General features: G+C 64.3%; 23 protein-coding genes and 1 pseudogene. 8 read left to right on the top strand and 16 right to left on the bottom strand.

Annotated features, from left to right (window positions below):
- The first annotated feature begins 23 nt into the window (after nucleotides 1–23).
- Genes OKW35_RS32115 through OKW35_RS32105 form a run of 3 tightly spaced genes read left to right on the top strand, consistent with a single transcriptional unit; the run spans nucleotide 24 to nucleotide 2,600 of the window.
- Nucleotides 24–1,283 (top strand): M48 family metallopeptidase, encoded by a 1,260-nt coding sequence (locus OKW35_RS32115; RefSeq protein WP_090801268.1) that lies wholly within the window; start codon nucleotides 24–26, stop codon nucleotides 1,281–1,283.
- The gene (rsgA, locus tag OKW35_RS32110; protein ID WP_184061365.1) at nucleotides 1,280–2,278 is read left to right on the top strand and encodes a ribosome small subunit-dependent GTPase A; all 999 of its coding nucleotides are present in this window, start codon (nucleotides 1,280–1,282) and stop codon (nucleotides 2,276–2,278) included. Before OKW35_RS32115 ends, rsgA begins: the two co-directional genes overlap by 4 nt.
- Nucleotide 2,279: 1 nt before the next feature.
- Entirely contained in the window at nucleotides 2,280–2,600 is a 321-nt protein-coding gene (locus OKW35_RS32105; protein ID WP_184006321.1) for a DUF2007 domain-containing protein, read from the top strand.
- Nucleotides 2,601–2,672: 72 nt separating this feature from the next.
- Here the strand turns inward: OKW35_RS32105 and OKW35_RS32100 are convergent, their stop codons facing one another.
- From OKW35_RS32100 to rpsP, 6 genes are all read right to left on the bottom strand, one after another.
- Nucleotides 2,673–3,611, bottom strand: coding sequence for a CobD/CbiB family protein (locus OKW35_RS32100; protein WP_090801273.1), 939 nt, complete (start codon nucleotides 3,609–3,611; stop codon nucleotides 2,673–2,675).
- A gap of 151 nt (nucleotides 3,612–3,762) precedes the next feature.
- Nucleotides 3,763–4,521, bottom strand: a complete 759-nt coding sequence (locus OKW35_RS32095) for an NUDIX hydrolase (protein WP_429554188.1) — start codon at nucleotides 4,519–4,521, stop codon at nucleotides 3,763–3,765.
- 87 nt (nucleotides 4,522–4,608) lie between these two features.
- Nucleotides 4,609–4,995 carry a 50S ribosomal protein L19 gene (gene rplS, locus OKW35_RS32090; protein ID WP_013090115.1) on the bottom strand — a complete coding sequence of 129 codons (387 nt, stop codon included), beginning with the start codon at nucleotides 4,993–4,995 and terminating at the stop codon, nucleotides 4,609–4,611.
- 149 nt (nucleotides 4,996–5,144) lie between these two features.
- Nucleotides 5,145–5,912 carry a tRNA (guanosine(37)-N1)-methyltransferase TrmD gene (gene trmD, locus OKW35_RS32085; RefSeq protein ID WP_184027806.1) on the bottom strand — a complete coding sequence of 256 codons (768 nt, stop codon included), beginning with the start codon at nucleotides 5,910–5,912 and terminating at the stop codon, nucleotides 5,145–5,147.
- 25 nt (nucleotides 5,913–5,937) lie between these two features.
- Nucleotides 5,938–6,672, bottom strand: coding sequence for a ribosome maturation factor RimM (gene rimM, locus OKW35_RS32080; protein ID WP_429554187.1), 735 nt, complete (start codon nucleotides 6,670–6,672; stop codon nucleotides 5,938–5,940).
- Nucleotides 6,673–6,806: 134 nt separating this feature from the next.
- A complete protein-coding gene (rpsP, locus tag OKW35_RS32075; protein ID WP_013090118.1) occupies nucleotides 6,807–7,061 on the bottom strand; it encodes a 30S ribosomal protein S16 in 255 nt (84 codons plus the stop codon).
- Between the two features lie 261 nt (nucleotides 7,062–7,322).
- On the opposite strand from rpsP, the gene OKW35_RS32070 reads away from it, so the two are divergent.
- A complete protein-coding gene (locus OKW35_RS32070) occupies nucleotides 7,323–8,417 on the top strand; it encodes a PQQ-dependent sugar dehydrogenase (protein WP_429357139.1) in 1,095 nt (364 codons plus the stop codon).
- A gap of 190 nt (nucleotides 8,418–8,607) precedes the next feature.
- Nucleotides 8,608–9,075: an NINE protein gene (locus OKW35_RS32065; protein ID WP_090801282.1), complete on the top strand. Its 468-nt coding sequence runs from the start codon at nucleotides 8,608–8,610 to the stop codon at nucleotides 9,073–9,075.
- Between the two features lie 35 nt (nucleotides 9,076–9,110).
- On the opposite strand, the gene OKW35_RS32060 is transcribed toward OKW35_RS32065, so the two are convergent.
- A complete protein-coding gene (locus tag OKW35_RS32060; protein WP_429554186.1) occupies nucleotides 9,111–10,262 on the bottom strand; it encodes a PA0069 family radical SAM protein in 1,152 nt (383 codons plus the stop codon).
- A 145-nt stretch (nucleotides 10,263–10,407) separates the two neighbouring features.
- On the bottom strand, nucleotides 10,408–10,896 hold the full coding sequence (locus OKW35_RS32055) for an Lrp/AsnC ligand binding domain-containing protein (RefSeq protein ID WP_090801287.1): 489 nt from the start codon (nucleotides 10,894–10,896) through the stop codon (nucleotides 10,408–10,410).
- A 56-nt stretch (nucleotides 10,897–10,952) separates the two neighbouring features.
- Here OKW35_RS32055 and OKW35_RS32050 point away from each other — a divergent pair.
- Nucleotides 10,953–12,362: pseudogene (locus OKW35_RS32050) on the top strand (D-amino acid dehydrogenase); the annotation flags it as partial.
- Nucleotides 12,363–12,501: 139 nt separating this feature from the next.
- On the opposite strand, the gene OKW35_RS32045 reads toward OKW35_RS32050, so the two are convergent.
- The 6 genes from OKW35_RS32045 to OKW35_RS32020 all read right to left on the bottom strand — a co-directional run bounded on the left by OKW35_RS32045 (nucleotide 12,502) and on the right by OKW35_RS32020 (nucleotide 18,860).
- Nucleotides 12,502–14,292 carry an acyl-CoA dehydrogenase gene (locus OKW35_RS32045; protein WP_429554185.1) on the bottom strand — a complete coding sequence of 597 codons (1,791 nt, stop codon included), beginning with the start codon at nucleotides 14,290–14,292 and terminating at the stop codon, nucleotides 12,502–12,504.
- 98 nt (nucleotides 14,293–14,390) lie between these two features.
- Entirely contained in the window at nucleotides 14,391–15,338 is a 948-nt protein-coding gene (locus OKW35_RS32040) for an electron transfer flavoprotein subunit alpha/FixB family protein (RefSeq protein ID WP_429554184.1), read from the bottom strand.
- 13 nt (nucleotides 15,339–15,351) lie between these two features.
- Entirely contained in the window at nucleotides 15,352–16,101 is a 750-nt protein-coding gene (locus tag OKW35_RS32035) for an electron transfer flavoprotein subunit beta/FixA family protein (RefSeq protein WP_429554183.1), read from the bottom strand.
- A gap of 235 nt (nucleotides 16,102–16,336) precedes the next feature.
- A complete protein-coding gene (locus OKW35_RS32030; protein WP_429554182.1) occupies nucleotides 16,337–17,134 on the bottom strand; it encodes a MetQ/NlpA family ABC transporter substrate-binding protein in 798 nt (265 codons plus the stop codon).
- Nucleotides 17,135–17,182: 48 nt separating this feature from the next.
- A complete protein-coding gene (locus OKW35_RS32025; RefSeq protein ID WP_184061353.1) occupies nucleotides 17,183–17,836 on the bottom strand; it encodes a methionine ABC transporter permease in 654 nt (217 codons plus the stop codon).
- Nucleotides 17,826–18,860 (bottom strand): methionine ABC transporter ATP-binding protein, encoded by a 1,035-nt coding sequence (locus tag OKW35_RS32020; RefSeq protein ID WP_090801299.1) that lies wholly within the window; start codon nucleotides 18,858–18,860, stop codon nucleotides 17,826–17,828. Before OKW35_RS32020 ends, OKW35_RS32025 begins: the two co-directional genes overlap by 11 nt.
- A gap of 239 nt (nucleotides 18,861–19,099) precedes the next feature.
- Between OKW35_RS32020 and OKW35_RS32015 the strand changes: the two genes are divergently transcribed.
- On the top strand, nucleotides 19,100–20,005 hold the full coding sequence (locus OKW35_RS32015; RefSeq protein ID WP_429554181.1) for a lysophospholipase: 906 nt from the start codon (nucleotides 19,100–19,102) through the stop codon (nucleotides 20,003–20,005).
- 27 nt (nucleotides 20,006–20,032) lie between these two features.
- Here the strand turns inward: OKW35_RS32015 and OKW35_RS32010 are convergent, their stop codons facing one another.
- Both OKW35_RS32010 and OKW35_RS32005 read right to left on the bottom strand, forming a co-directional pair.
- Nucleotides 20,033–20,842 carry an enoyl-CoA hydratase gene (locus tag OKW35_RS32010; RefSeq protein ID WP_429404847.1) on the bottom strand — a complete coding sequence of 270 codons (810 nt, stop codon included), beginning with the start codon at nucleotides 20,840–20,842 and terminating at the stop codon, nucleotides 20,033–20,035.
- Nucleotides 20,843–20,921: 79 nt separating this feature from the next.
- Nucleotides 20,922–21,845: a histone deacetylase family protein gene (locus tag OKW35_RS32005; RefSeq protein ID WP_090801305.1), complete on the bottom strand. Its 924-nt coding sequence runs from the start codon at nucleotides 21,843–21,845 to the stop codon at nucleotides 20,922–20,924.
- A gap of 334 nt (nucleotides 21,846–22,179) precedes the next feature.
- Between OKW35_RS32005 and mltB the strand changes: the two genes are divergently transcribed.
- Complete coding sequence (gene mltB, locus OKW35_RS32000; RefSeq protein ID WP_429554180.1) at nucleotides 22,180–23,358, top strand: lytic murein transglycosylase B; 1,179 nt, start codon at nucleotides 22,180–22,182, stop codon at nucleotides 23,356–23,358.
- Nucleotides 23,359–23,395 lie beyond the last annotated feature (37 nt).

Here is a 23,395-nt window from a genome sequence, read left to right as displayed (position 1 = left end):
CATAGATACCACGGAATCCCCGGATGCCTACCCTGTACTTCACCGCCCTGTTCGTCGTCGCCGTCGTCGCGATGGTCGGCACCAAACTCTGGCTCGCGTCGCGGCAGATCCGCTTCGTCGTCGCGCATCGCGAACAGGTGCCGAGCCAGTTCGCGAACACCATCGCGCTCACCGCGCATCAGCGCGCGGCCGACTACACGGTCGAGCGCACGCGGCTCGCGATGGTCGAGATCGTCGTCGGCGCGGCCGTGCTGATCTGGCTCACGCTGCTCGGCGGCGTGCAGATGCTCGATCTCGCGATCTCCGACTGGCTCGGCCGCGGCTACGTCGGTCAGATCGCGCTGGTTGCCGCTGTGATCGCGATCACGAGCGCGATCGACCTGCCGTTCGATTACTACCGGCAGTTCGTCGTCGAGCAACGCTTCGGCTTCAATCGCATGAGCAAAAGCCTGTTCTTTTTCGACCGTCTGAAGGGCGCGCTGCTCGGCATCGCGTTCGGCCTGCCGTTGTTGTTCGTCGTGCTGTGGCTGATGAACCGCGCGGGCAACCTGTGGTGGCTGTGGGCATGGGTCGTGTGGGTCGCGTTCCAGATGTTCGGCCTGCTGATTTTCCCGACCTTCATCGCGCCGCTCTTCAACAAGTTCGAGCCGCTGAAGGATGAAGCGCTCGTGACCCGCATCGAGGCGCTGATGAAGCGCTGCGGCTTTGCCGCGAAGGGCCTGTTCGTGATGGACGGCAGCCGCCGTTCGGCACACGGCAACGCGTACTTCACCGGCTTCGGCGCGAGCAAGCGCATCGTGTTTTTCGACACGCTGCTCGCGCGCCTGTCGGGCCGCGAGATCGAAGCGGTGCTCGCGCACGAGCTCGGCCACTTCAAGCGTCGTCACGTGATGAAGCGCATGCTGGTGACGTTCGCGATCAGCCTCGCGATGCTCGCGCTGCTCGGCTGGCTGACGCAATGCGTGTGGTTCTACGAAGGGCTCGGCGTGCGGCCGTCGCTCGTCGGCGGCAATAGCGGACTCGCGCTCGTGCTGTTCTTCCTCGCGCTTCCCGTGTTCATGTTCTTCGTCACGCCGCTTGGCAGTCTCAGCTCGCGCAAGCACGAGTTCGAAGCCGACGCGTTCGCGGCGACGCAAACCGACGCGCACGATCTCGTCAACGCGCTCGTCAAGCTGTACGAGGACAACGCGTCGACGCTGACGCCCGATCCGATCTACACCGCGTTCTACTATTCGCATCCGCCGGCCTCGCAGCGGATCGACCGACTGCTGCAGCACGCATGAGCGGCCGCGCTCCGAAGAAGGCGTCGCGCGGCGCGTCGGCCACCGCATCCGGCATGTACGGCGTGCGCACGGGCGGCCTCGTGGTGGCCGCGCACGGCCGCCACTATCTGGTCGCTCCTGAAGACGGCGGCGCGTTGCTGCAATGTTTCCCACGCGGCAAGCGCAGCGAGGTCGCGGTCGGCGATCGCGTGATCTATGAGCCGACCTCGGCGGATCAAGGCGTGATCGTCGAGATCGGCGAGCGGCGCAATCTGCTGTATCGCTCGGATCAGTACAAGTCGAAGCTGTTCGCCGCGAACCTCGACCAGTTGCTGATCGTGCTCGCCACCGAGCCGCATTTCAGCGAGGATCTGCTCGGCCGCGCGCTCGTCGCCGCCGAGGCGAACGAATTGAAGCCGCTGATCGTGCTGAACAAGATCGACGTCACCGATGCTCTGGACGGCGCGCGCAAGCGGCTCGAGCCGTATCGCGCGCTCGGCTATCCGGTGCTCGAAGCGTCGATCCGCATGCAGCCCGAGGCGGCACGCGCCACGCTGACCGAACATCTGCAGGGTCACGCGACGCTGCTGCTCGGCCAGTCCGGCATGGGCAAATCGACACTCGTGAACCTGCTGATTCCCGATGCCGAAGTCGCGACGCGCGAGATCTCGACCGCGTTGAACAGCGGGCGCCATACCACGACGTTCACGCGTCTTTATCCGCTGCCGCAGTCGGAGGGCACGACCGGCGTGAATGGCGTCAACGGCGCGGCCGGCGCGCTGATCGACTCGCCGGGCTTTCAGGAATTCGGCCTGCATCACCTGACCGAAGGCCGGCTCGAACGCGCGTTCCCCGAGTTCCGGCCGCTGCTGCCAAACTGCCGTTTCTATAACTGCCATCATTTGCACGAGCCTGGCTGCGCGATCCTCGAAGCCGTCGCCGACGGGCGTATCCGCCGCGAACGGCATGCGCTTTATGCGCAGCTCGTGCACGAGGCGAGCCAGATTGTCCGCTGACATGAAACTGATGCGCGCGCCGAACCTGATCATCGGACAGCATTGGGTCAACGTGCTGGAGACCGCGGGCATCGCTTGCGAGCTGCACAACCGCTATCTGAACGGTGCGCTCGGCGAGATTCCGGCCGACCAGTGCGCGCCGGAGTTGTGGCTCGTCGATGAACGCGATGAGGCGATCGCGCGGCGGCTGATCGAAGCGGCCTCGCGAGGACCGGCACCGGGCGCGCCTCCATGGCAATGTCAGCAGTGCGGCGAGGTGCTCGAGGCGCAGTTCACCGTGTGCTGGCAATGCGGGACCGTGCGCGATCCGTTGAAGGGGTGAAGCGGAGTCGGGAATTGAAGAAGCCGGGCATTGCCCGGCTTCTTCTTGTGCTGCGCGCGTGGCCTCGCCGCTTCAGGCGAGCCACACCGCGATGGTCAGCATCAACAGCAGGATCATCCACAGTACGACTGCACGCCACACCAGCCCCACTGCCGATTGCAGCGTGCGCGGCGTGCAGTCGTCGCCGACCTGCATCGGACCGCCGTCGCCGGTGGCGAGCGCGTCGAGGCTCGACGGCTCCGCGAGTGGCCCGGCCAGGCGCGCGCCGAGCGCCCCGCTGCCCGCGGCGAGCAACACGCCGTCGTTCGTATCGGGCCACTGCCGCGCATGATTGCGCCACGCGTAAATCGCATCCTCGAAATTGCCGACGATCGCAAAGCCCAGCGACGTCAGCCGCGCCGGCACCCAGTCGATCACGAAGAACGCGCGCTGCGCGAAGCTCGAAAACGCGACGGTGCGGTCGTCGGCCGGCCGCGCCCATGCGCGCGCGAGATATTCCGCGCAACGGTACAGCACCGCGCCAGCGGGACCGACCGGAATCAGGAACCAGAAGAACACGCCGAACACATGACGATGCGACGCGACCACCGCGTGGATCAGCGTGTGACGCACGATCTCGCTGACCGGCATGTCGACGGTCTCGAGCCCGGTCCATTCGTTGAGAATTTCGCGCGCGCGTGGCACGTCGTCGTTGTTCAACGCGAGATGGATGTCGGTGAAGTAATGGCTGAACTGCCGGAAGCCGAGCGTGAAGTACAGCACCACGACGTTCCACAGGAACGCGAGCATGAAGTGAATGTGATACAGCACGTAGTAGACGAGCGCGACCGCGAGCGTCCAGGGCACCACCACGACGAGCCACGCGAGCAGACCGTGACGTTGCTTGCCAGCATCGAATCCGTGCGCCGCCGACTCCGCATGGTATTGAAGCAACGCGGACAACGGATTGTTCGGCGACAGCGCGCGTACCTGTTCAATGATCAGAGCCAGCAATACGGAGAAAAAAGTCATGCGATGCGCCGTGCTTTTTAAGTTTTTTACGATTGTTTTATAACGATAGCACAGGGTCGGATGAGTCTGAACGCGGATGCTGGCAAAGCGCCGACAAGTGCGTCGTTCGCGCAACTGTGCATCGTCGACGCGGCGATGCGAGTCACGTAATTTATGCGGCGAGGAACCGATACAGGTTGCGCAGCATCGCCGCCGTCGCGCCCCAGATGAAATGATGGCCGCCTGGCACGGCTGCTGGCGTGACCGTCTGCGCGTGGTGCGCGCCCCGCTGCTCGGCGGCCTCCGGAGCCGCCGTCAATTCGCCGCGCGGATACGGCATCGCGAAGAAGCGGCGCTCTCCGCCCTCGTAGCGGAACAGGCGCTCTTCGTGGTTGGACGGGTCCATCAGGAACGCGAGCGGCACTTCGAAGACCTCGGCCACTTCGAGCGTATCGATCTCCAGCGAGAACGGCGGGTGCACAAGAGCGACGACCGGCGACACGCGAAAGCCGGTGCCAGTGAGATAGTCGGGCAACGCGCCGAGAACTTCGACGCGCGACGCGTCGAGGCCCACCTCTTCGCGCGCTTCGCGCAGAGCCGTAGCAGTCGCATCAGCGTCGAACGGTTCCTGGCGGCCGCCGGGAAAACTCACCTGACCGGCGTGATCGTTCAGATGGTCCGCGCGCTGCGTGAGCAACACGGTAAGACCATGCGCGCGCACGACGAGCGGCACCAGCACCGCGGCCACGCGCGGATCGAGGTCGGTATTGCGCCACGGCGCATCGGCAATTTTCTCGGGTGTCCAGGCAAGCTGCCGATCAAAGCGCGCCCGCAGTGCATCGGGCGTCAGACGCTCGCGCGCGACCGGTGGCAGATCGGCGCCTGTCGCGATGACAGGCAGAGTTTCGGGCTCAAAGACGGGGCGGATCAACGGGTCTCTCTGATGAGCGTGGACATGCCGCTATTTTGACCTGGCCAACAAAAAAGCACCCGCGAGGGGTGCTTTTTCTTACAGCATTTACGCTTGGGAAGCAGCGCGGTCTTTCGAGACCAGCTTTTCCTTGATTCGAGCCGACTTGCCCGAACGCTCGCGCAGATAGTACAGCTTCGCACGACGCACATCGCCGCGACGCTTGACGACGATGCTAGCCAGCAGCGGCGAATACGTCTGGAACGTACGCTCGACGCCTTCGCCCGACGAAATCTTACGGACGATGAACGACGAATTCAGACCACGGTTACGCTTGGCGATCACGACGCCTTCGTAAGCCTGCACACGCTTACGCGTGCCTTCAACCACGTTCACGCTGACGATGACCGTATCGCCCGGACCAAAATCCGGAATGGTCTTTTCGCCGAGAACGCGCGCGATTTCTTCCTGCTCGAGTTTTGCAATCAGATTCATCACTGACTCCTAGATCCATCTTGTCGGCGTTCGTACCTGCCTCACGCGCTTACTGCGTTGGGCTACGGCCCCGATAGAGGATGGGTTCACATCTGGCACCGCACACGCATGCACGACACCGCCTTGTGTCCGCTCGAAAGACCGGGGCCTCAGGCCTTCGGCTCTTCCTTCGCGAGACTCGCGAGCCACGCCTCGTCGGCACGGCTCAGCATTCTGTTCTTTCTGGCCTTCACGATCAGATCGGGCCGCTTGTTCAACGTGTTGCGCAATGCTTCGCGCCGCCGCCACGCTTCGATTTCCGCATGATGGCCGCCGAGCAGCACATCAGGCACCCGCACGCCCTCGTATTCCTCGGGACGCGTGTAGTGCGGACAATCGAGCAGCACATCGACGAAGCTATCCTGCACCGCCGACTGCGAGTCGTTCAGCACGCCAGGCAGCTGACGCACGACCGCATCCATCAACGCCATCGCGGGCAACTCGCCGCCCGACAGCACGAAGTCGCCAAGGCTTACTTCTTCGTCGACTACACGGTCCAGCAGACGCTGGTCGATCGCTTCGTAGCGCCCGCACAACAGGATCAGACCGGGTTCGGCCGCGAACTTCATCACGCGCTCGTGATTCAGTGTGGCGCCTTGCGGCGACATCATCACGACGCGCGCCGCGCCGATGCCCTGCTCCGACTGCGCCGCCTTCGCGGCACTGATCGCGTCTTCGAGCGGCCGGGCCAGCATAACCATGCCGGGGCCGCCGCCGTATGGGCGATCGTCGATCGTGCGGTAGTTGTCGGTCGTGAAATCGCGCGGATTCCACGTACGCAACCCATAGCGCTGCTGCTTCGCGGCCCGGCTGGTGATACCCCAGTCAGTCAGCGCGCGGAACATTTCTGGAAAGAGCGTCACGACATCGAACTGCATCGCTCTCCCCGCTCAACGATAGATTTCAATAGTCAGCTTCCCAGTCGACGACGATATGCTTTGCCGCCTGGTCCACCGTTTTGACAAAGACGCCGACGAACGGGATCAAACGCTCGCCTGCGACCGGCTTGCCGTTTTTGTCGATAGCCGGATATTCGATGCGCAGCACCGACTGCGCGCCGTTGTCGATCATGCTGGCGACTTTGCCGAGGTTGAGCCCGGCGAGATTCACCACGTCCAGGCCGATCAGATCGACCCAGTAGAATTCGTCGGCTTCGAGCGCCGGAAATTCGCTACGGCCGATGTATACGCGGGAACCGCGCAAAGCCAACGCCGTATCGCGGTCAGCGACGCCACCCAGACGGGCGACCACGCTGTCGCTATGTGTTTTGGCCTGCAAGGACGGCGCCGATTTGCGCTCCTGGCCTTTCAGCAGCCACCAGCGTTTCGCGCTCAGCAAGACGTCGCCGCCTTGCCCGGCATCCGCATGCGCGGCTACCTTGACCCAGCCTTTGAGACCATAGGCGTCGACGATTGCGCCGACTTCGACCGCATCGGCCGGCCAGCTTGCCGCCGTTTCGATGCGCATTTCTGCAGCTTCGAAATCGGCGTTCGCGGCATTGGCTTGCGCCTCTTTCGCCTTGCCGTCGGTTCGTTCGACCGGCTTGCGGACGAATGCACCGAACGACGCCTGACCAGACGCCTTTGCGCGCGAAGCTGCCTTGACGCTACCAGAAGTGCCGGAATCACGCTCAGACATCGAATAACCTCGACAACAACTTCGCAGCCTGCTTTGGCGTCTGCTTCAGTAAAACAAATTGCGCATCGGACTGCTCACGCGAGTTGCGCGAGCCGCCGGCCGAACCGACGACGATACGCCTGCGGGCCGCCATATCAAGCAGCCGGCTGCGCCTTTTGCGCTTCCTTCACGAGACGTTCGACGGTCGGCGACAGTTGCGCGCCAACACCTTGCCAGTACGTCAGGCGATCCTGAGCGATACGCAGGGACTCGCCCTTCGTAGCGACCGGGTTGTAGAAACCGACGCGCTCGATGAAGCGGCCGTCACGACGGCTGCGCGAGTCGGTGGCGACGATGTTGTAGAACGGGCGCTTCTTGGAGCCGCCGCGAGCCAAGCGGATGATGACCATACTAGAATCCTTGAAAACCGGGGTTCGGAACGACTGAAACACGCGATTATAGCGGGAAACCGACGCCATAACAAACACTTACCGGGATAAACTGCGGAACCGGGCTGCACCCACCTTCTACAAGAGGTGCGAGAACCCGTTCAAACGCCCGAATTACCTGAAGGAGCGCCTGTGCAACGCCAGCCGAAACTCCCGTTTCCGTTCGCCTTTTGTGCCTTTTTCGTACGCTTTGCTGGACTTTCGCGCACCTCGTGCAGCCGGATTCTACGTGCGGTAGCGGCCGCGGTTATCGCCGCGCAGGCGTTGACGGCAATCGCCGCGCTGCCCATCGAGAAAATCAAGCTGCCGCCGGGCTTTCACATCGAAGTGTTGTCGGACGAGGTGCCGAGCGCGCGCGCGATGACGTTGTCGCCCAAGGGCATTCTCTACGTGGGCAGCGACGATGGCCATGTGTATGCGCTCGAGCTGCGGAACGGCCGCGTGACGGGTCACCACGTGATCGCGTCCGGGCTGCAGATGCCCGCCGGCGTCGCGTGGCGCGACGGCGCGCTGTATGTGTCGGCCGTGTCGAAAATCGTGCGCTTCGATGCGATCGACTCGCACCTGAACGATCCGCCGAAACCGGTCGTTGTCACCGACAAGCTGCCGACGGACACGCATCACGGCTGGAAATTCATCGCGTTCGGCCCGGATGGCAAGCTGTACGTGCCGCAAGGCGCGCCGTGCAACATTTGCCAGAGAGATCCGGACCGCTTTGCGATGATTGGCCGCATGAACCCGGACGGCAGCCACTACGAGGTCGTCGCGCGCGGCATCCGCAATTCGGTCGGCTTCGCGTGGCATCCGGTCACCCACGAACTGTGGTTCACCGACAACGGTCGCGACCTGCTCGGCGACGATATTCCGAGCGACAAGCTCAACCGCGCGCCGCATGTCGGCATGAACTTCGGCTTTCCGTACTGTCACGGCGGCGACACGCCCGACCCCGAGTTCGGCAAGGATCATCCGTGCAGCGAATTCACGCCGCCAGTGGTCAAGCTTGGCGCGCACGTGGCGGCGCTTGGCATGCGCTTCTACGACGGCCCGATGTTTCCAGCCGACTACCGCAACAATATCTTCATTGCCGAGCACGGCTCGTGGAACCGCAGCAAGAAGGTCGGCTACCGCGTCGTGCGCGTGATCACCGACCCTGACGGCAGCCACGCACGCCAGCAGGTCTTTGCCGAAGGCTGGCTGCAACCCGGCGAATCGGTCTGGGGCCGCCCCGCCGACGTGTTGCCGCTGCCAGACGGTTCGCTACTGATCAGCGACGATACCGCCGGCGCAATCTATCGCATCACGTATTCAGCGCCGTAACGCGCGGATGCACGCATGCCCGGCTGAACTCACCCTGAGCCAGGTCCGGCGCATCTCGCCGCCCCGCTTTCAGCCTGGGCGATCGTCCTCCACGTGACCACCCGCGCGCCGCAGGCGTAGAATGCGCGTCGGTCCGCGCCCCCGCGGCGCGCCGCTCCTTTCGACCGCCCGTCACTCTGCCCACGCGTTCATGCCCACCGCTGCCTCGACTTCCCCGCGCTTCAGATCCAAGACGCTCACCGCCGCGTTGGCGTTCCTGTTCGGCAGCCTCGGCGCCCACCGCTTCTATCTGTATGGCACCCGAGACATCTACGGCTGGGCGCATCTACTCGGCACGCTGATCGGCATTCCCGGCGTGATGCTGCTGGTCGCGACCGAGCGCGCGTCGATCCTGGGCTGGGTGCTCGCGCCGATCGGCGCGGTTTCGCTGTTTGCCGCGTTTCTGGCGGCGCTCGTCTACGGGCTGCGTCCTGATCAGAAATGGGATGCGCAATTCAATACCCACACGCAACGCAAAAGCCGCTCCGGCTGGACGGTCATTTTCGTCGTGATCTTTTCGCTGCTGATCGGTGCGTTTCTGCTGATGACCGGTCTCGCGCTCGCGTTCCAGACCTACTTCGAAAGTCAGGTCGAAGCGGCCAAAGCGATTTCGCAGTAATGCCCCGTGGCGGGACCCGCAGACGTTCCTGCGCGCTAGAAAAGCCTCAGTTGCGGATTGTCGCGCGCCGGTGCGCTCACCTGCTCGGCGCGCGGCGGCTCGATCCGGCGGAAATGCGACATGTCGAGAATGCCGCGGTCGCGCCCGTTCAACCCTAACCGGCGCACGGCCTTGTGAAAGCGCTGCCTGAGCAGATCCGCCCATAAGCCCTCTCCCTTCATGCGGGTCGAGAACGAAGAATCGTAATCCTTGCCGCCTCGCATGTCGCGCACACGGCTCATCACGCGCTCGGCCCGATCCGGGAAATGTGCGCCCAGCCAATCCTTGAACAGCGGCGCGACCTCCCACGGCAGCCGCAGCACGATATAGCTCGCATTGCTGGCGCCCGCTTCGGCGCATGCTTCGAGCACGCGCTCCATATCCGGTTCGGTGACGAACGGGATCACCGGCGCGATGCTGACGCCGACCGGAATGCCCGCCTCGCTGAGCGTCCGGATCGTGCGCAGCCGGCGCGACGGCGTGGCCGCGCGCGGTTCGAGCGTGCGCGCGATGTCGGCGTCCAGCGTGGTGATAGTGATCGCCGCCATGAATTGCCCGCGCCCGGCCATCGGCGCAAGCAGGTCGATGTCGCGCTCGATCAGCGATGATTTGGTGATCGCCGCGAACGGGTGGTTGCGCTCGCTGAGCACCTCGATCACGCGACGCGTAAGACGCAAGTCACGTTCGGCCGGCTGCCATGCATCGGTGGCGACGCCGAGCGCGATCGGCTCGGGTACATAGGACTTCTTCGACAGTTCCCGCTCGAGCAGTTCGGGCGCGTTGATCTTCGCGTAGATGCGGCTTTCGAAATCGAGCCCGGGCGACAAGCCCAGGTAGCTGTGCGTGGGCCGCGCGAAGCAATAGATGCAGCCGTGTTCGCAGCCCCGGTAAGGATTCAGCGACACATTGAACGGAATGTCCGGCGACGCATTGCGTGTGAGGATGGTTTTTGCGCGCTCCTCGAACACCTGCGTGCGCAGGACCTTCGGCTCCCCGTCTTCGTCGGCCGTCTGCCAGCCGTCGTGGACGGCTTCGCGCCGGTCGACTTCGTAGCGGCCTTGCAGGTTCGTGACCGCGCCGCGCCCCTTGCGAGGCGCCGGCGGCGCGATCGGAAATTCGGGAATGTCAGGGGTGTCGGGGTCATCCACGGCGGGCCACGCAAAGCAAACACAAACGGGAGGCGCCAAAGGAAAGCGGCGCAAAATACCTGTATAAATATACAGTGTTTACGCCGTTTGTCGAGCACTTCGTTGGTCGCTTGATGCGCGTCCAACCCCGTCAGTGAACCGGCACCTACTCGCCCACCGCGATCGTCAGCGTCTCCTTGATTTCCTCCATCACCACATAGCTCTTCGACTGCACCGCGCCCGGCAGCTGCAGCAGGATATCGCCGAGCAACTTGCGGTAATCGGCCATTTCGCCGATGCGCGCCTTGATCAGATAGTCGAAATCGCCCGACACGAGGTGGCACTCGAGCACCTCGGGGATCTTCTGCACCTCGCGCCGGAACAGATCGAACATGTTGCCACTCTTGTGATCGAGCGTGATCTCGACGAACACGAGCAGCGCCGCGCCCAGCTCGGCCGGGTTCACGCGGGCGTAGTAGCCGGTGATCACGCCGTCGCGCTCCATCCGCTTGACGCGCTCGATGCACGGCGTCACCGACAGACCGACCTGCTCCGCCAGGTCCTTCATCGCCATACGGCCGTCCTGCTGCAGGAGCCGCAGGATCTTGTGATCGAGCTTGTCGAGAGCCCGCACGGGCTGGCGCTGGGTACGCATGGTGTTTTTTCTAAAAATGATGAAAATACAATAACAAAACCTGTCTCACAGTTAATAGTATAGCGGTTAACACTGGGCAAACGGCATTTCACCTCACATTGCAGCTCGTCGAATCGAATCAGATCGAAGCTCCGACGAGCGCCTTGCCTTCACTCAATTTTTGGATATCTGGAGCAGCTATGCGAGTCGTCGTTTTGGGCAGTGGCGTCGTCGGCGTGACGAGTGCGTATTACCTCGCGCGCGCCGGTCACGAAGTGACCGTTATCGATCGCGAGGCCGGCCCGGCGCTCGAAACCAGTTTCGCCAACGCGGGCCAGATCTCGCCGGGCTACGCTTCGCCGTGGGCCGCCCCGGGCGTGCCGCTGAAGGCCGTCAAGTGGATGTTCCAGAAGCACGCGCCGCTAGCGATTCGCGTCGACGGCACCGCGTTCCAACTGCAATGGATGTGGCAGATGCTGCAGAACTGCACGGCGCCGCGCTATGCGGTGAACAAGGGCCGTATGGTGCGGCTGGCAGAATACAGCCGCGACTGCCTGCAGGCGTTGCGCGCCGACACCGGCATCGAGTACGAAGGCCGCACCGGCGGCACGCTGCAGGTATTTCGCACGCAACAGCAGTTCGACGGCGCCGCGAAAGACATCGCCGTGCTGCAGGAAGCCAACGTGCCATACGAACTGCTGACGGCCGACGAACTCGCCAAGGCCGAACCAGCCCTCGCCGCGGTGTCGCACAAGCTCACCGGCGGCCTGCGCCTGCCCGGCGACGAAACCGGCGACTGCCAGATGTTCACGACGCGCCTCGCGGCGCTCGCCGAGGAACTGGGCGTCAAGTTCCGCTACAACACGTCGATCGACGCGCTCGCGATGGCGGGCGGCCGCATCGCCGGCGTGCAGTGCGGCAGCGAACTCGTGCGCGCGGATTCGTTCGTGGTCGCGCTCGGCTCGTATTCGACGCGCTTCCTCGATGGCATAGTGAAGATTCCGGTCTATCCGCTGAAGGGCTATTCGATCACCGCGCCGATCGTCGACGCGGCTGCCGCGCCGGTGTCGACCGTGCTCGATGAGACCTACAAGATCGCGATCACGCGCTTCGACGACCGAATTCGCGTCGGCGGGATGGCCGAGATCGTCGGCTTCGACAAATCGCTGCGCCAGGCGCGCCGCGAGACGCTCGAGCTTTCTGTGAATGACCTGTTCCCGGGCGGCGGCGACACGTCGAAGGCGACGTTCTGGAGCGGTCTGCGGCCGATGACGCCGGACGGCACGCCGATCGTCGGCCGCACGCCGGTGCCGAACCTGTTCCTGAACACCGGCCACGGCACGCTTGGCTGGACGATGTCGTGCGGCTCGGGCCAACTGCTCGCCGACTTGATGTCGGGCAAGCAGCCCGCGATTCGCGCGGACGATCTGTCGGTGCATCGCTATCTCGGCGAGACCGCGGGCGAGCATCGGCCGGCGTATGCGTGAGTTTGAGTGCGTGCGCTGACGCGGCCCTGGCCGCGGCGCAGGCCGCAACAAACAGCAGCCGGACAAACAAACGGCGCCTCGCGGGGCGCCGTTTGCATTTCAATGTGCTGCCGCGATCGCGGCCGGCATCGAGGCATGCTCAGAACTGGTCTTCCGACAAAGCCAGCACGCCCTCGCCCCCCTTCGCGCTGACGATCGCCACTTCGAGCGCCGCCGCCTGCGGCAGCACGTGCTCGGCGTAGAACCGCGCGGTCGCGATCTTCGCGTCATGAAACGCTGGGTCCTCGTCGCGCTTCGTCGCCGCGGCAAGCTGCGCACGCGCCATCTGCCAGCCGCCCAGCACGATGCCCGCGAGCTTCAGATAGGGCACGCTGCCCGCGAACACCGCATTCGGATCGCCCTTCGCATTTGCGACGACGAAATCGACGACCGCGCCAAGCGCGCGCTGGCCCTGCGCGAGCTGTGTGCGCATCGATGCGAACGCCGCGCCCTGCTGCGCGCCAAGCGCTTCAACCGTTTCGGCGACGCCAGCGAGCAGTTCCTTCGCGACCTTGCCGCCGTCGCGCAGCGTCTTGCGACCGATCAGGTCGTTGGCCTGGATCGCGGTCGTGCCTTCGTAAATCGGTAGAATGCGCGCGTCGCGGTAGTACTGGGCAGCGCCGGTTTCCTCGATGAAGCCCATGCCGCCATGCACCTGCACGCCGAGGCTCGTCACGTCGATCGACAGCTCCGTGCTCCAGCCCTTCACGATCGGCACGAGGTATTCGTAGATCGCCTGATGCTTCGCGCGCGTCGCATCGTCCGGATGACGATGCGCGATATCGCAGTGCGAGGCCGCGACGTAGGCGAGCGCGCGCGACGCCTCGGTGAGGCTGCGCATCGTCGACAGCATGCGGCGCACATCCGGGTGCTGGATGATCGCGACCGACTGCTTCGCGGAGCCGTCCACGGGACGGCTCTGCACGCGCTCTTTCGCATACGCGACCGCCTTCTGATATGCGCGATCCGAGATCGCGACACCTTGCATGCCGACCGCGAAACGGGCGGCGTTCATCATGATGAACATGTATTCGAGGCCACGATTCTCTTCGCCGATCAGCTGACCGAGCGCGCCGCCGTGATCGCCGAACTGCAGCACCGCGGTCGGGCTCGCCTTGATGCCGAGCTTGTGTTCGATCGATACGCAGTGAACGTCGTTGCGCTCACCGAGCGAACCGTCTTCGTTGACGAGAAACTTCGGCACAAGAAACAGCGAAATGCCTTTCACGCCATCGGGCGCGTTCGGCGTACGTGCGAGCACCAGATGCACGATGTTCTTCGCCATGTCGTGCTCGCCCCACGTGATGAAAATCTTCGTGCCGAACAGCTTGAACGAACCGTCGGCCTGCGGCTCGGCGCGCGTGCGTACGAGCGCGAGATCGGAGCCGGCCTGCGGTTCGGTCAGGTTCATCGTACCGGTCCATTCGCCGGAAATCAGCTTGGGCACATAGGTCTGTTTTTGCGCTTCGCTGCCAGCGGTTAGCAGCGCTTCGATGGCGCCGTCGGTCAGCAACGGACACAGCGCAAAAGAGAGGTTCGACGCATTGAGCATTTCGATGCAAGGCGTCGCGATCAGCTTCGGCAGGCCCTGGCCTTCGTAGTCGAGCGGATGTTGCACGCCCTGCCAACCGCCTTCGGCAAACTGGCGGAAGGCTTCCCTGAAACCCGGCGTCGCAGTGACCACGCCATCCTTCCAGCTGCTCGGATTGCGATCGCCGTCGACGTTCAGCGGCGCGAGCACTTCACCGCATAGTTTCGCCGACTCGTCGAGCACGGCCCGCGCGGTGTCGAGGTTCGCGTCCTCGAAGCCGGGCAGCTTCGCGATGTCTTCGAGTCCGGCCAGTTCTTTCATCACGAACAGCATGTCCTTGATGGGCGCCGTATAGCTCATTTCGGTTCTCCTCCCTTGATATGAAAAAAGGGCGCGGGACTTGGTCGGTCCTGCGCCCTTCGCTTGCTTTCGGCGGCCTCTTTCAGGCGCCGCGGCGCTTAGCCGAGTTCGCTCACGAGTTCCGGCACGAGGGTGAACAGATCGCCAACCAAGCCGTAATCGGCCACGCTGAAAATCGGCGCTTCTTCGTCCTTGTTGATCGCGACGATGACTTTCGAGTCCTTCATGCCGGCGAGGTGCTGGATCGCCCCCGAGATGCCGACCGCGACGTACAGTTGCGGCGCGACGATCTTGCCGGTCTGACCGACCTGATAATCGTTCGGCACGAACCCCGCGTCGACCGCCGCACGCGATGCGCCCAGTGCCGCGCCGAGCTTGTCGGCCAGCGGTTCCAGCACCTTCATGTAGTTCTCGCCATTGCCCAGACCACGGCCACCCGACACGATGATCTTCGCGCTCGTCAGTTCCGGACGATCGAGCTTCGTCACTTCGCGGCTCACGAACTGCGCGAGGCCTGCGTCGGCTGCCGCTTCGATCTTCTCGACCGCTGCGCTGCCGCCTTCGGCCGCGACGGCATCAAAACCGGTCGAGCGCACGGTGATGACCTTGATCGGATCAGCCGATTGCACGATCGCGATCGCGTTGCCCGCGTAGATAGGACGCTCGAACGTGTCGGCGCTATCCACTGCCGTGATGTCGCTGATCTGCGCGACGTCGAGCTTCGCGGCGATACGCGGCGCGATGTTCTTGCCGTAGGCGGTAGCCGGCGCGAGGATGTGCGTGTAGTGCTTCGCCGCATCTTGCACAAGCGTCAGGACCGTCGCTTCGACGTTTTCCGCGAGGCCTGCGGCCAGTTGCGGCGCATCGGCGAGCAGCACCTTGCTGACACCAGCGATCTTCGCGGCCGCATCGGCCGCGCCCTGCGCGTTATGTCCCGCGACCAGCACGTGAATATCACCGCCGATCTTCTGTGCCGCTGCGATCGTGTTCAGCGTCGCGGCCTTGATCGACGCATTGTCGTGTTCTGCAATTACCAGGTTCGTCATTTCTCGGGTCTCCTCACAGCACCTTCGCTTCGGTCTTCAGCTTCTCGACCAGCGTCTTCACGTCCGGCACCTTCACACCGGCGGAACGCTTCGGCGGCTCGGCGACTTTCAGCGTCTTCAGACGCGGCGTGACATCGACGCCGAGGTCTTCGGGCTTGAGCGTTTCCAGCGGCTTTTTCTTCGCCTTCATGATGTTCGGCAGCGTTACGTAGCGCGGCTCGTTCAGGCGCAGATCGGTCGTGACCACGGCCGGCAGCGTCAGCGACAGCGTTTCCGCGCCGCCGTCCACTTCACGCGACACCGTCGCCTTGCCGTCCGCCACGACGACCTTCGACGCGAACGTCGCCTGCGGCAGATTCGCGAGCGCGGCGAGCATCTGGCCGGTCTGATTGGAGTCGTCGTCGATCGCCTGTTTGCCGAGGATCACCAGTTGCGGCTGCTCCTTGTCGACGAGCGCCTTGAGCAGCTTCGCGACGGCGAGCGGCTGCAGGTCTTCGTTCGATTCGATCAGGATCGCGCGATCCGCGCCGATGGCGAGCGCGGTGCGCAGCGTTTCCTGCGCCTGCGCAACACCGGCCGACACGGCGATCACTTCGGTCGCGACGCCCGCTTCCTTCAGACGCACCGCTTCTTCAACCGCGATTTCGTCGAACGGGTTCATCGACATTTTCACGTTCGCGATATCGACGCCCGTACCGTCCGATTTCACGCGGACCTTCACGTTGTAGTCGACCACTCTTTTCACTGGCACCAGAATTTTCATGCACACGCTCCAAAGTTACGAATACGTCAACCCGATGAACATTATAGCGACTGCCCTCATGACAGCCGTGTCGCGGGCGCTTTGCGGGAGGATATCGCTCCTCAGCGGCGTAACGGCAATATCGAACGATCGTTCTATTTTAATCTCCAAAAAACCCGGGAGACAACCCCGGGTTCCGACTCAGACCTCTAATTTCGCATTGCCGTCGTGTTCTGCGAGGTCCGCGGGCGTTGCATCACCAGGAGGTGATTACCGAGCCGCCGAATTTGCTGTCGACGAACTGCTTCACTTCCGGCGAGTGGTACGCCGCGACGAGCTTCGCGACCCACGGCTTGTTCTTGTCCGCTTCGCGAATCGCGATCACGTTCACGTAGGGACCTTTCCGGTCCTCGATCGCGATAGCGTCCTGCGTTGGCTTGAGGCCCGCGTCCATCGCGAAGTTGGTGTTGATCGCGGCGGCATCGACATCGCCCAGCGAACGCGGAATCTGCGCCGCGTCAAGCTCGACGATCTTTAGTTTCTTCGGATTGTCGACGATGTCGAGCGGCGTCGCCTTCAGGCCCGCCTCGGCGCGCAGCTTCAGCAAGCCCTGCTTCTGCAGCAACAGCAGCGCGCGGCCGCCGTTGGTCGGGTCGTTCGGCACGGCGATCTTCGCGCCCGGCTGCAGTTCGGCGAGCGACTTCACCTTCTTCGAGTAGATCCCCATCGGGTACGTGACCGTATCGGCGATACGGATCAGCTTGTAGCCGCGATCCTTCACCTGCGCCTGCAAGTACGGGTCGTGCTGGTAGCTGTTCGCGTCCAGATCGCCGCCCGCGAGCGCCGCGTTCGGCTGCACGTAGTCGGAGAATTCGACGATCCTGATGTTCAGGCCGTTCTTCGCGGCGACCGTCTTCACGACGTCCATGATCTGCGCATGCGGGCCGCCGGTGACACCAACCTTGATCGTGTCTTCGGCATGCGCCGCGGTGGTGGCGAAGAGCGTTGCCGCGCCGCATGCGGCGGCCAGCTTGAGAATGAAGCGACGTTGCATGATGGACCTTTTCCGAATCTTTATTAGCGGGCTTCCGAACGCCCTTGTTTATTTGTGGCTCAGACGACGCACGAGCCAATCCCCAAACGACTGCACCAGTTGCACGAACACGATCAGTATCAGCACGACCGCGAGCATCACTTCTGGCAGGAAGCGCTGATAGCCGTAGCGGATGCCGAGGTCGCCAAGACCGCCGCCGCCGATCGCGCCGGCCATCGCCGAATAGCCGACCAGCGACACGAACGTGATCGTCAACCCGGCGACCACTCCCGGCAGCGATTCCGGCAACAGCACCTTGAAGACGATCTGGCTGGTGGTCGCGCCCATCGCCTGGGCCGCCTCGATGAGCCCGCGATCGACCTCGCGCAGCGCCGTTTCGACCAGACGCGCGATGAACGGCGCCGCAGCGATCGTCAGCGGCACGATCGCAGCCGCGGTGCCGATTGACGAACCGACGACCAGTCGCGTAAACGGAATCACCGCGACCAGCAGGATGATGAACGGCGTCGAGCGCACCGCGTTGACGATCACGCCCATCACGCGATTCAACGCGACGTTTTCGAGCACGCCCTGGCGGTTGGTCAAATACAGCAGCACGCCGAGCGGCACGCCGACCACAGCGCCAATCAGTCCGGAGATGCCCACCATGATGAGCGTCTCCCAGAACGACTGGACGAACATATCGAACATTTCACTCAACATGCGAGAGCTCCTCCACAACGACACCCTGCTCGCGCAGAAACGTGATCGCCTGCGCGACCTTGGCCGGATCGCCGCCCGCGAGTACCGCGAGCGAGCCGAACGCCTGCCCCTGGATTTCGTCGATCTGGCCGTGCAGGATGTTGAAGTCGAGCTCGTAGCGGCGAATCGTCTCCGACAGGATCGGCTGATCGACGCCCGAACCGGTGAACGCGAGGCGCAGCAGATGGCCGCTGCCGGTCTTCAACCGCTGCGCGACGCGCGCCTTCATGGCGGGCGGCAGCTCCTGCGCGATCACGTCGCCGATCAGCGCGCGCGTGACTTCGTGGTGCGGCTGCAGGAACACGTCGATCACCTTGCCCTCTTCGACGACGCGGCCCGCGTCGAGCACCGCGACGCGATCGCAGACCTGCTTGATCACGTCCATCTGGTGAGTGATCAGCACGATCGTCAGGTTCAGTTCGCGGTTGATGCGCTTGAGCAGATCGAGGATCGCGCGGGTGGTTTCGGGGTCGAGCGCGGAGGTCGCCTCGTCCGACAGCAGCACCTTCGGCTTGCTCGCGAGCGCACGCGCGATGCCCACGCGCTGCTTCTGCCCGCCGCTGATCTGCGCCGGATAGCGGTCCTTCTGCGCCGACAGACCGACGAGCTCGAGCAGCGGCAGCACGTTCGCCTCGATCTCGTCGCGCTTCAGGCCGGCCAGTTCGAGCGGCAGCGCGACGTTCTCGTACACGGTGCGCGACGACAACAGATTGAAGTGCTGGAAGATCATGCCGATCTCGCGACGCGCGTCGCGCAGTTGCGCGGCGGGCAGCGTCGTCAGATCGCGGCCGTTGACGAGGATGTTGCCCTCGGATGGGCGCGTCAGCAGGTTGATCGTGCGCACGAGCGTGCTCTTGCCCGCGCCGCTGCGGCCGATGATGCCGAACACCTCGCCCGCCGGAATCGTCAGATTGACGTTGTGCAGCGCCTCGACCCACCCCCGGGGCCCGGCAAACCGCTGGGAAACATTGCGTATTTCGATCATGGACAAACGAAAACGGCGGAGGCTGCCGGCGAGCATCGTGCTCCCGACAAGCGGCCGCCGTTTCTTTTATTGGGATTTGAGGTCGTCATTCTACCGCAGCGACGACATGCCCTTTAATAATCAATTTCGATCTTTTCATAACCTGAGGGCATTAGAGCCGCGCCTTATGCACGAAGCTCACGCGCTTCGCGCCGCTACGACTATGATCGGGCCACCCTCCTTCAGCACAAGCCGCCGCCATGCAGACTTCTCCGAGCCACACCGTGCGCGCGAGCGCCGGCAGTCTCAATAAAGATGTGCCGCAGCGCGGGTCGGTGACGACCGGCGATGGCATCGAATTGCCGCTGTATCGCTGGCGGCCGAACGGTCCCATACGCGCGACGGTCGCGCTGCTGCACGGCCTCGCCGAACACGCCGGCCGTTACGCCGCCGTTGCGGGCCGGCTCAACGCGGCGGGCATCGAGCTCGTCGCGATCGATCTGCGCGGCCACGGCCACGCGCCCGGCAAGCGCGCCTATGTGAAACGCTTCGACGACTACCTGCTCGATGCGCAGGCGCTGCTCGACGCCGCCGCGCAAAGCTGTGCGCCGTTATTCCTGATGGGTCACAGCATGGGTGGCGCGGTGGCGGCGCTGTATGCGATAGAGCGCCTCGACGCGAGCGGGCGGCGCCTCGCCGGCCTGATCCTGTCGAGCCCCGCGCTCGCGCCGGGCCGCGACGTGCCGAAGTGGATGCTCGCGCTAAGCCAGGTGATCAGCCGCGTCTACCCAACCTTCCCGGCGATGAAGATCGACCCTGCGCTGCTCTCGCGCCTTCAGGCGGTGGTCAAAGCCAACCTCAACGATCCGCTCGTGCATCACGACGCGATTCCGGCGCGCACGGGCGCCGAGCTGCTGCTCGCGATGGCGCGCATCGAACGCGGACGCGCGAGGCTGCGCATGCCGCTGCTCGTGTTTCATGGCACCGACGACAAACTGACCGAGCCCGACGGCAGCCGCGCATTCGGCGAGTACGCGGGCTCGCCGGACAAGACGCTCACGCTGCACGAGGGTAGCTACCACGAGACGATGAACGACCTCGATCGCGATCGGGTGATCGAGGCGTTGGTCGAGTGGATCGAAAGGCGGGCGGTGGGACCGAGTTGACAAGACGCGGCGCTTGCTGGCCGTCGACTAGCGCTTCCACTCCGGCGCGCGTTTGTCGATGAAAGCCTGCACGCCTTCGAGCGCCGAGTCGTCCATCATGTTGCAGGCCATCGTCTGCCCCGCGAGCTGGTACGCGGCTTCGATACCCATTTCGAGCTGCCGGTAGAACAGGTCCTTGCCCGCGCTGACAGCTTCGACCGGCTTCGCGCAGATGCTCGCGGCGAGCCGCGCGACTTCGTCGTCGAGCGCATCGGCTGGGGCGACGCGGTTCACGAGCCCCTGCTTGCGCGCTTCGGCGGCGTCGATGAAATCGCCGGTCAGCAGCATTTCGAGCGCGGCCTTGCGCGACAGGTTGCGCGACAGCGGCACCGACGGTGTCGCGCAGAACAATCCGAGGTTCACGCCCGATACGGCGAAGCGCGCGGTATCGGCGGCGACCGCGAGATCGCACATTGCGACCAGCTGGCAGCCGGCGGCGGTCGCGATGCCATGCACGCGCGCGATCACCGGCTGCGGCATGCGCTGGATCGTCAGCATCAGCTTCGTGCAGCGCGCGAACAGCTGCTGGTAATAAGCAAGCGATGGCGCCGCGCGCATTTCCTTCAGGTCGTGCCCCGCGCAGAACGCGCGGCCAGCGCCGGCGATCACGACCACGCGGGCATCGGTCTTCGCGATCCCGGTCAGCGTCTGCTGCAGTCCGTCGAGCAACGCTTCGGACAGCGCGTTGAACGCGTCGGGCCGGTTCATCGTCACGCGCACGACGCCCGCTACGCGATACGCGTCGTGTTCGATCGTGACCGGCGACGCGTCGCCGGTGCTGGCGGGACTGGCGTTCATGGCTCGCTCCTCGGTACGTGAATGTCGATTTTCGCTCGCTGGCTTTCGAGCCACTGTCGCCGCGTGCAGTCGGGCAACCTCAGATCTCCGCCAGCGACCGCACGTGCGCGACCACGCTGCGCCCGAGCGCCGACAGGTTGTAGCCGCCCTCGAGACAACTGACGATGCGCCCACGCGCATAACGCCGCGCGATCTCGCGCATCTGGTCAGTGATCCACGCGTAATCGTCTTCGACGAGGCCCATGTTGCCGAGGTCGTCCTCGCGATGCGCGTCGAAGCCGGCCGAGATGAACAGCATCTCCGGCCTGAATTCGTGCAGGCGCGGCAACCACAGCATATCGACCGCTTCGCGCACGGCCATGCCGTTCGAACGCGCCGGCATCGGCACGTTGCACATGTTGGACGCCTGGTTGTCGGCGCCCGTGAACGGATAGAACGGATGCTGGAAGATGCTGCACATCAGCACGCGCGGGTCGCCCGAGAACGCGGCCTCGGTGCCGTTGCCGTGATGCACGTCGAAGTCGATGATGGCGACGCGCGCGAGACCATGCACGTCGAGCGCGTGGCGCGCGGCGATCGCAATGTTGTTGAAAAAGCAGAAGCCCATCGCACGCGCCGGTTCCGCGTGATGGCCCGGCGGCCGCACGCTGCAGAACGCGTTGTCGTAGCGGCCTTCGATCACCGCGTCGGTGGCGGCGACCGCCGCGCCCGCCGCGCGCAGCGCGGCCTGCCACGTGTGCGGATTCATCGTCGTGTCGGGATCGATCTCGGCGACGCCCTCGACGGGCGAGCGACCGCGGATGTAGTCGACATGCGCCTGCGTGTGCACTCGCAGCAGCGCGGCCTCGTCGACGAGCGGCGGCGATTCGCGCTCGATCAGCGCGTCGATGCGGCTTGCGATCAGTTGATCCTCGATCGCCTGCAGGCGCGCGGGACACTCGGGGTGCCACTGCCCCATGTCGTGCAGCAGACAGTCGGGGTGGGAATAGAAGCCTGTTGCCATAGTTCGTGTTGTGCGTCTCTTCTACGGCGCGACGCATGAACTGCGCGCGCGGCGTGTCTCCGTCGAGCGGCGCGCGCCCCCGCGCGCCTCCATTCGTCAAGTTACCACACGACGCCGCTGTCGCCGATTCAGCACGGTTTTGCGGAAGTCGTCGGATATACTTCCCCGACCCGTTATTCGCCGTTTCGTTCCTGCAGCTTTCCGACTGCTTCCAGCCTTTCACGCATCGCGCTCACTGCTCACCATGACCGTCAAGCTTGCTCTGTCCGCAGGATCCCCACGCAACCGTCTTCGCCTCGGCACCCACGCCGCCTCACTGATCGTCGCATCGTGCATGTTCATCGCAGCAAGTCCCGCGAGCGCGCAAAGCGCCACGAGGAAAGCACCGGTGCAACTCGCGCAGAGCCAGCCGCAGCAGCCGGTACCGCAAGGACAGACGTTCGAGGAAGAGATCATTCCGCAGCGCTATGCGCACAACGCGAACGTCGATGCGTTCATCAACGAGATGGTCGCGCGCTACGATTTCGACGAAGCGTCGCTGCACGCGCTGTTCACCGGCGTCAGCTACTCGGCGACCGCGGTGAAGCTGGTCACCCCGTCACCGACGCCGTCGGTCAAGAACTGGCGCTCGTATCAGGCGCGCTTCCTCGACCCGGTGCGCGTCAATGCCGGCGTGCAGTTCTGGCGCGAGAACCGGGCCACGCTGCAGCGCGCGTATCAGGAGTTCGGCGTGCCGCCGGAGATGATCGTCGGCATCATCGGCGTCGAGACGATCTACGGTCGCTACATGGGTAATTTCCGCGTGCTCGATGCGCTGACCACGCTGAGCTTCGATTATCCGAACACCGCGAATCGCGCGGACCGCCAGGCGACCTTCCGCAAGAATCTCGAAGACTACCTGGTGTGGACGCGCGACGCGCAGATCGACCCGAACACGGTGCTCGGCTCGTACACCGGCGCGATCGGCATTCCGCAGTTTCTGCCGAGCAGCATCGTCCAATACGCGGTCGACTACGAAGGCAACAAGCGCATCGATCTGCGCACGAGCGATGCGGATGCGATCGGCAGCGTCGCGAACTATCTGCGCCAGAACGGCTGGGAAAGCGGGCGGCCGGTGGTATGGCGAATCGGCTCGGACGCGGGCAGCCTCGGTGTCGCGCAGGCCGCGGCCAATGGGCAGCCGGAGCCGCACTGGCCGCTCGACCAGTTGCTGCGTGCCGGCCTCGTGCTGAACGAGCCGAACGTCGACATTGCTTCCGAAGCGGGCACCCCGGTCACGGTGGTCGATCTGCCGACACCGGGACGCGGCACCGAGTTCGTGCTCGGCCTGAAGAATTTCTACGTGCTGACGCGCTACAACCGCAGCTTCTTCTATGCGCTCGCGGTGTATCAGTTGGGTCAGAAGGTCAAGGCGCAGATGCAAGCGATCGACGCGGCGAATGCCGCAAAAGCGGCCAACAACGGCAGCGCATCGCAAGCCCAGGCGGATCAGTCGAACTCTGATTCGCAGTGAGTCACGCCGCGAGTCGCCGCGGGCGCCTCGCGTTGAA

Origin of the sequence: Paraburkholderia sp. MM5477-R1 (assembly GCF_050436385.1) — a bacterium.
Lineage (GTDB): Bacteria > Pseudomonadota > Gammaproteobacteria > Burkholderiales > Burkholderiaceae > Paraburkholderia > Paraburkholderia tuberum.
This window is presented reverse-complemented; position numbering and strand designations above follow the sequence as displayed.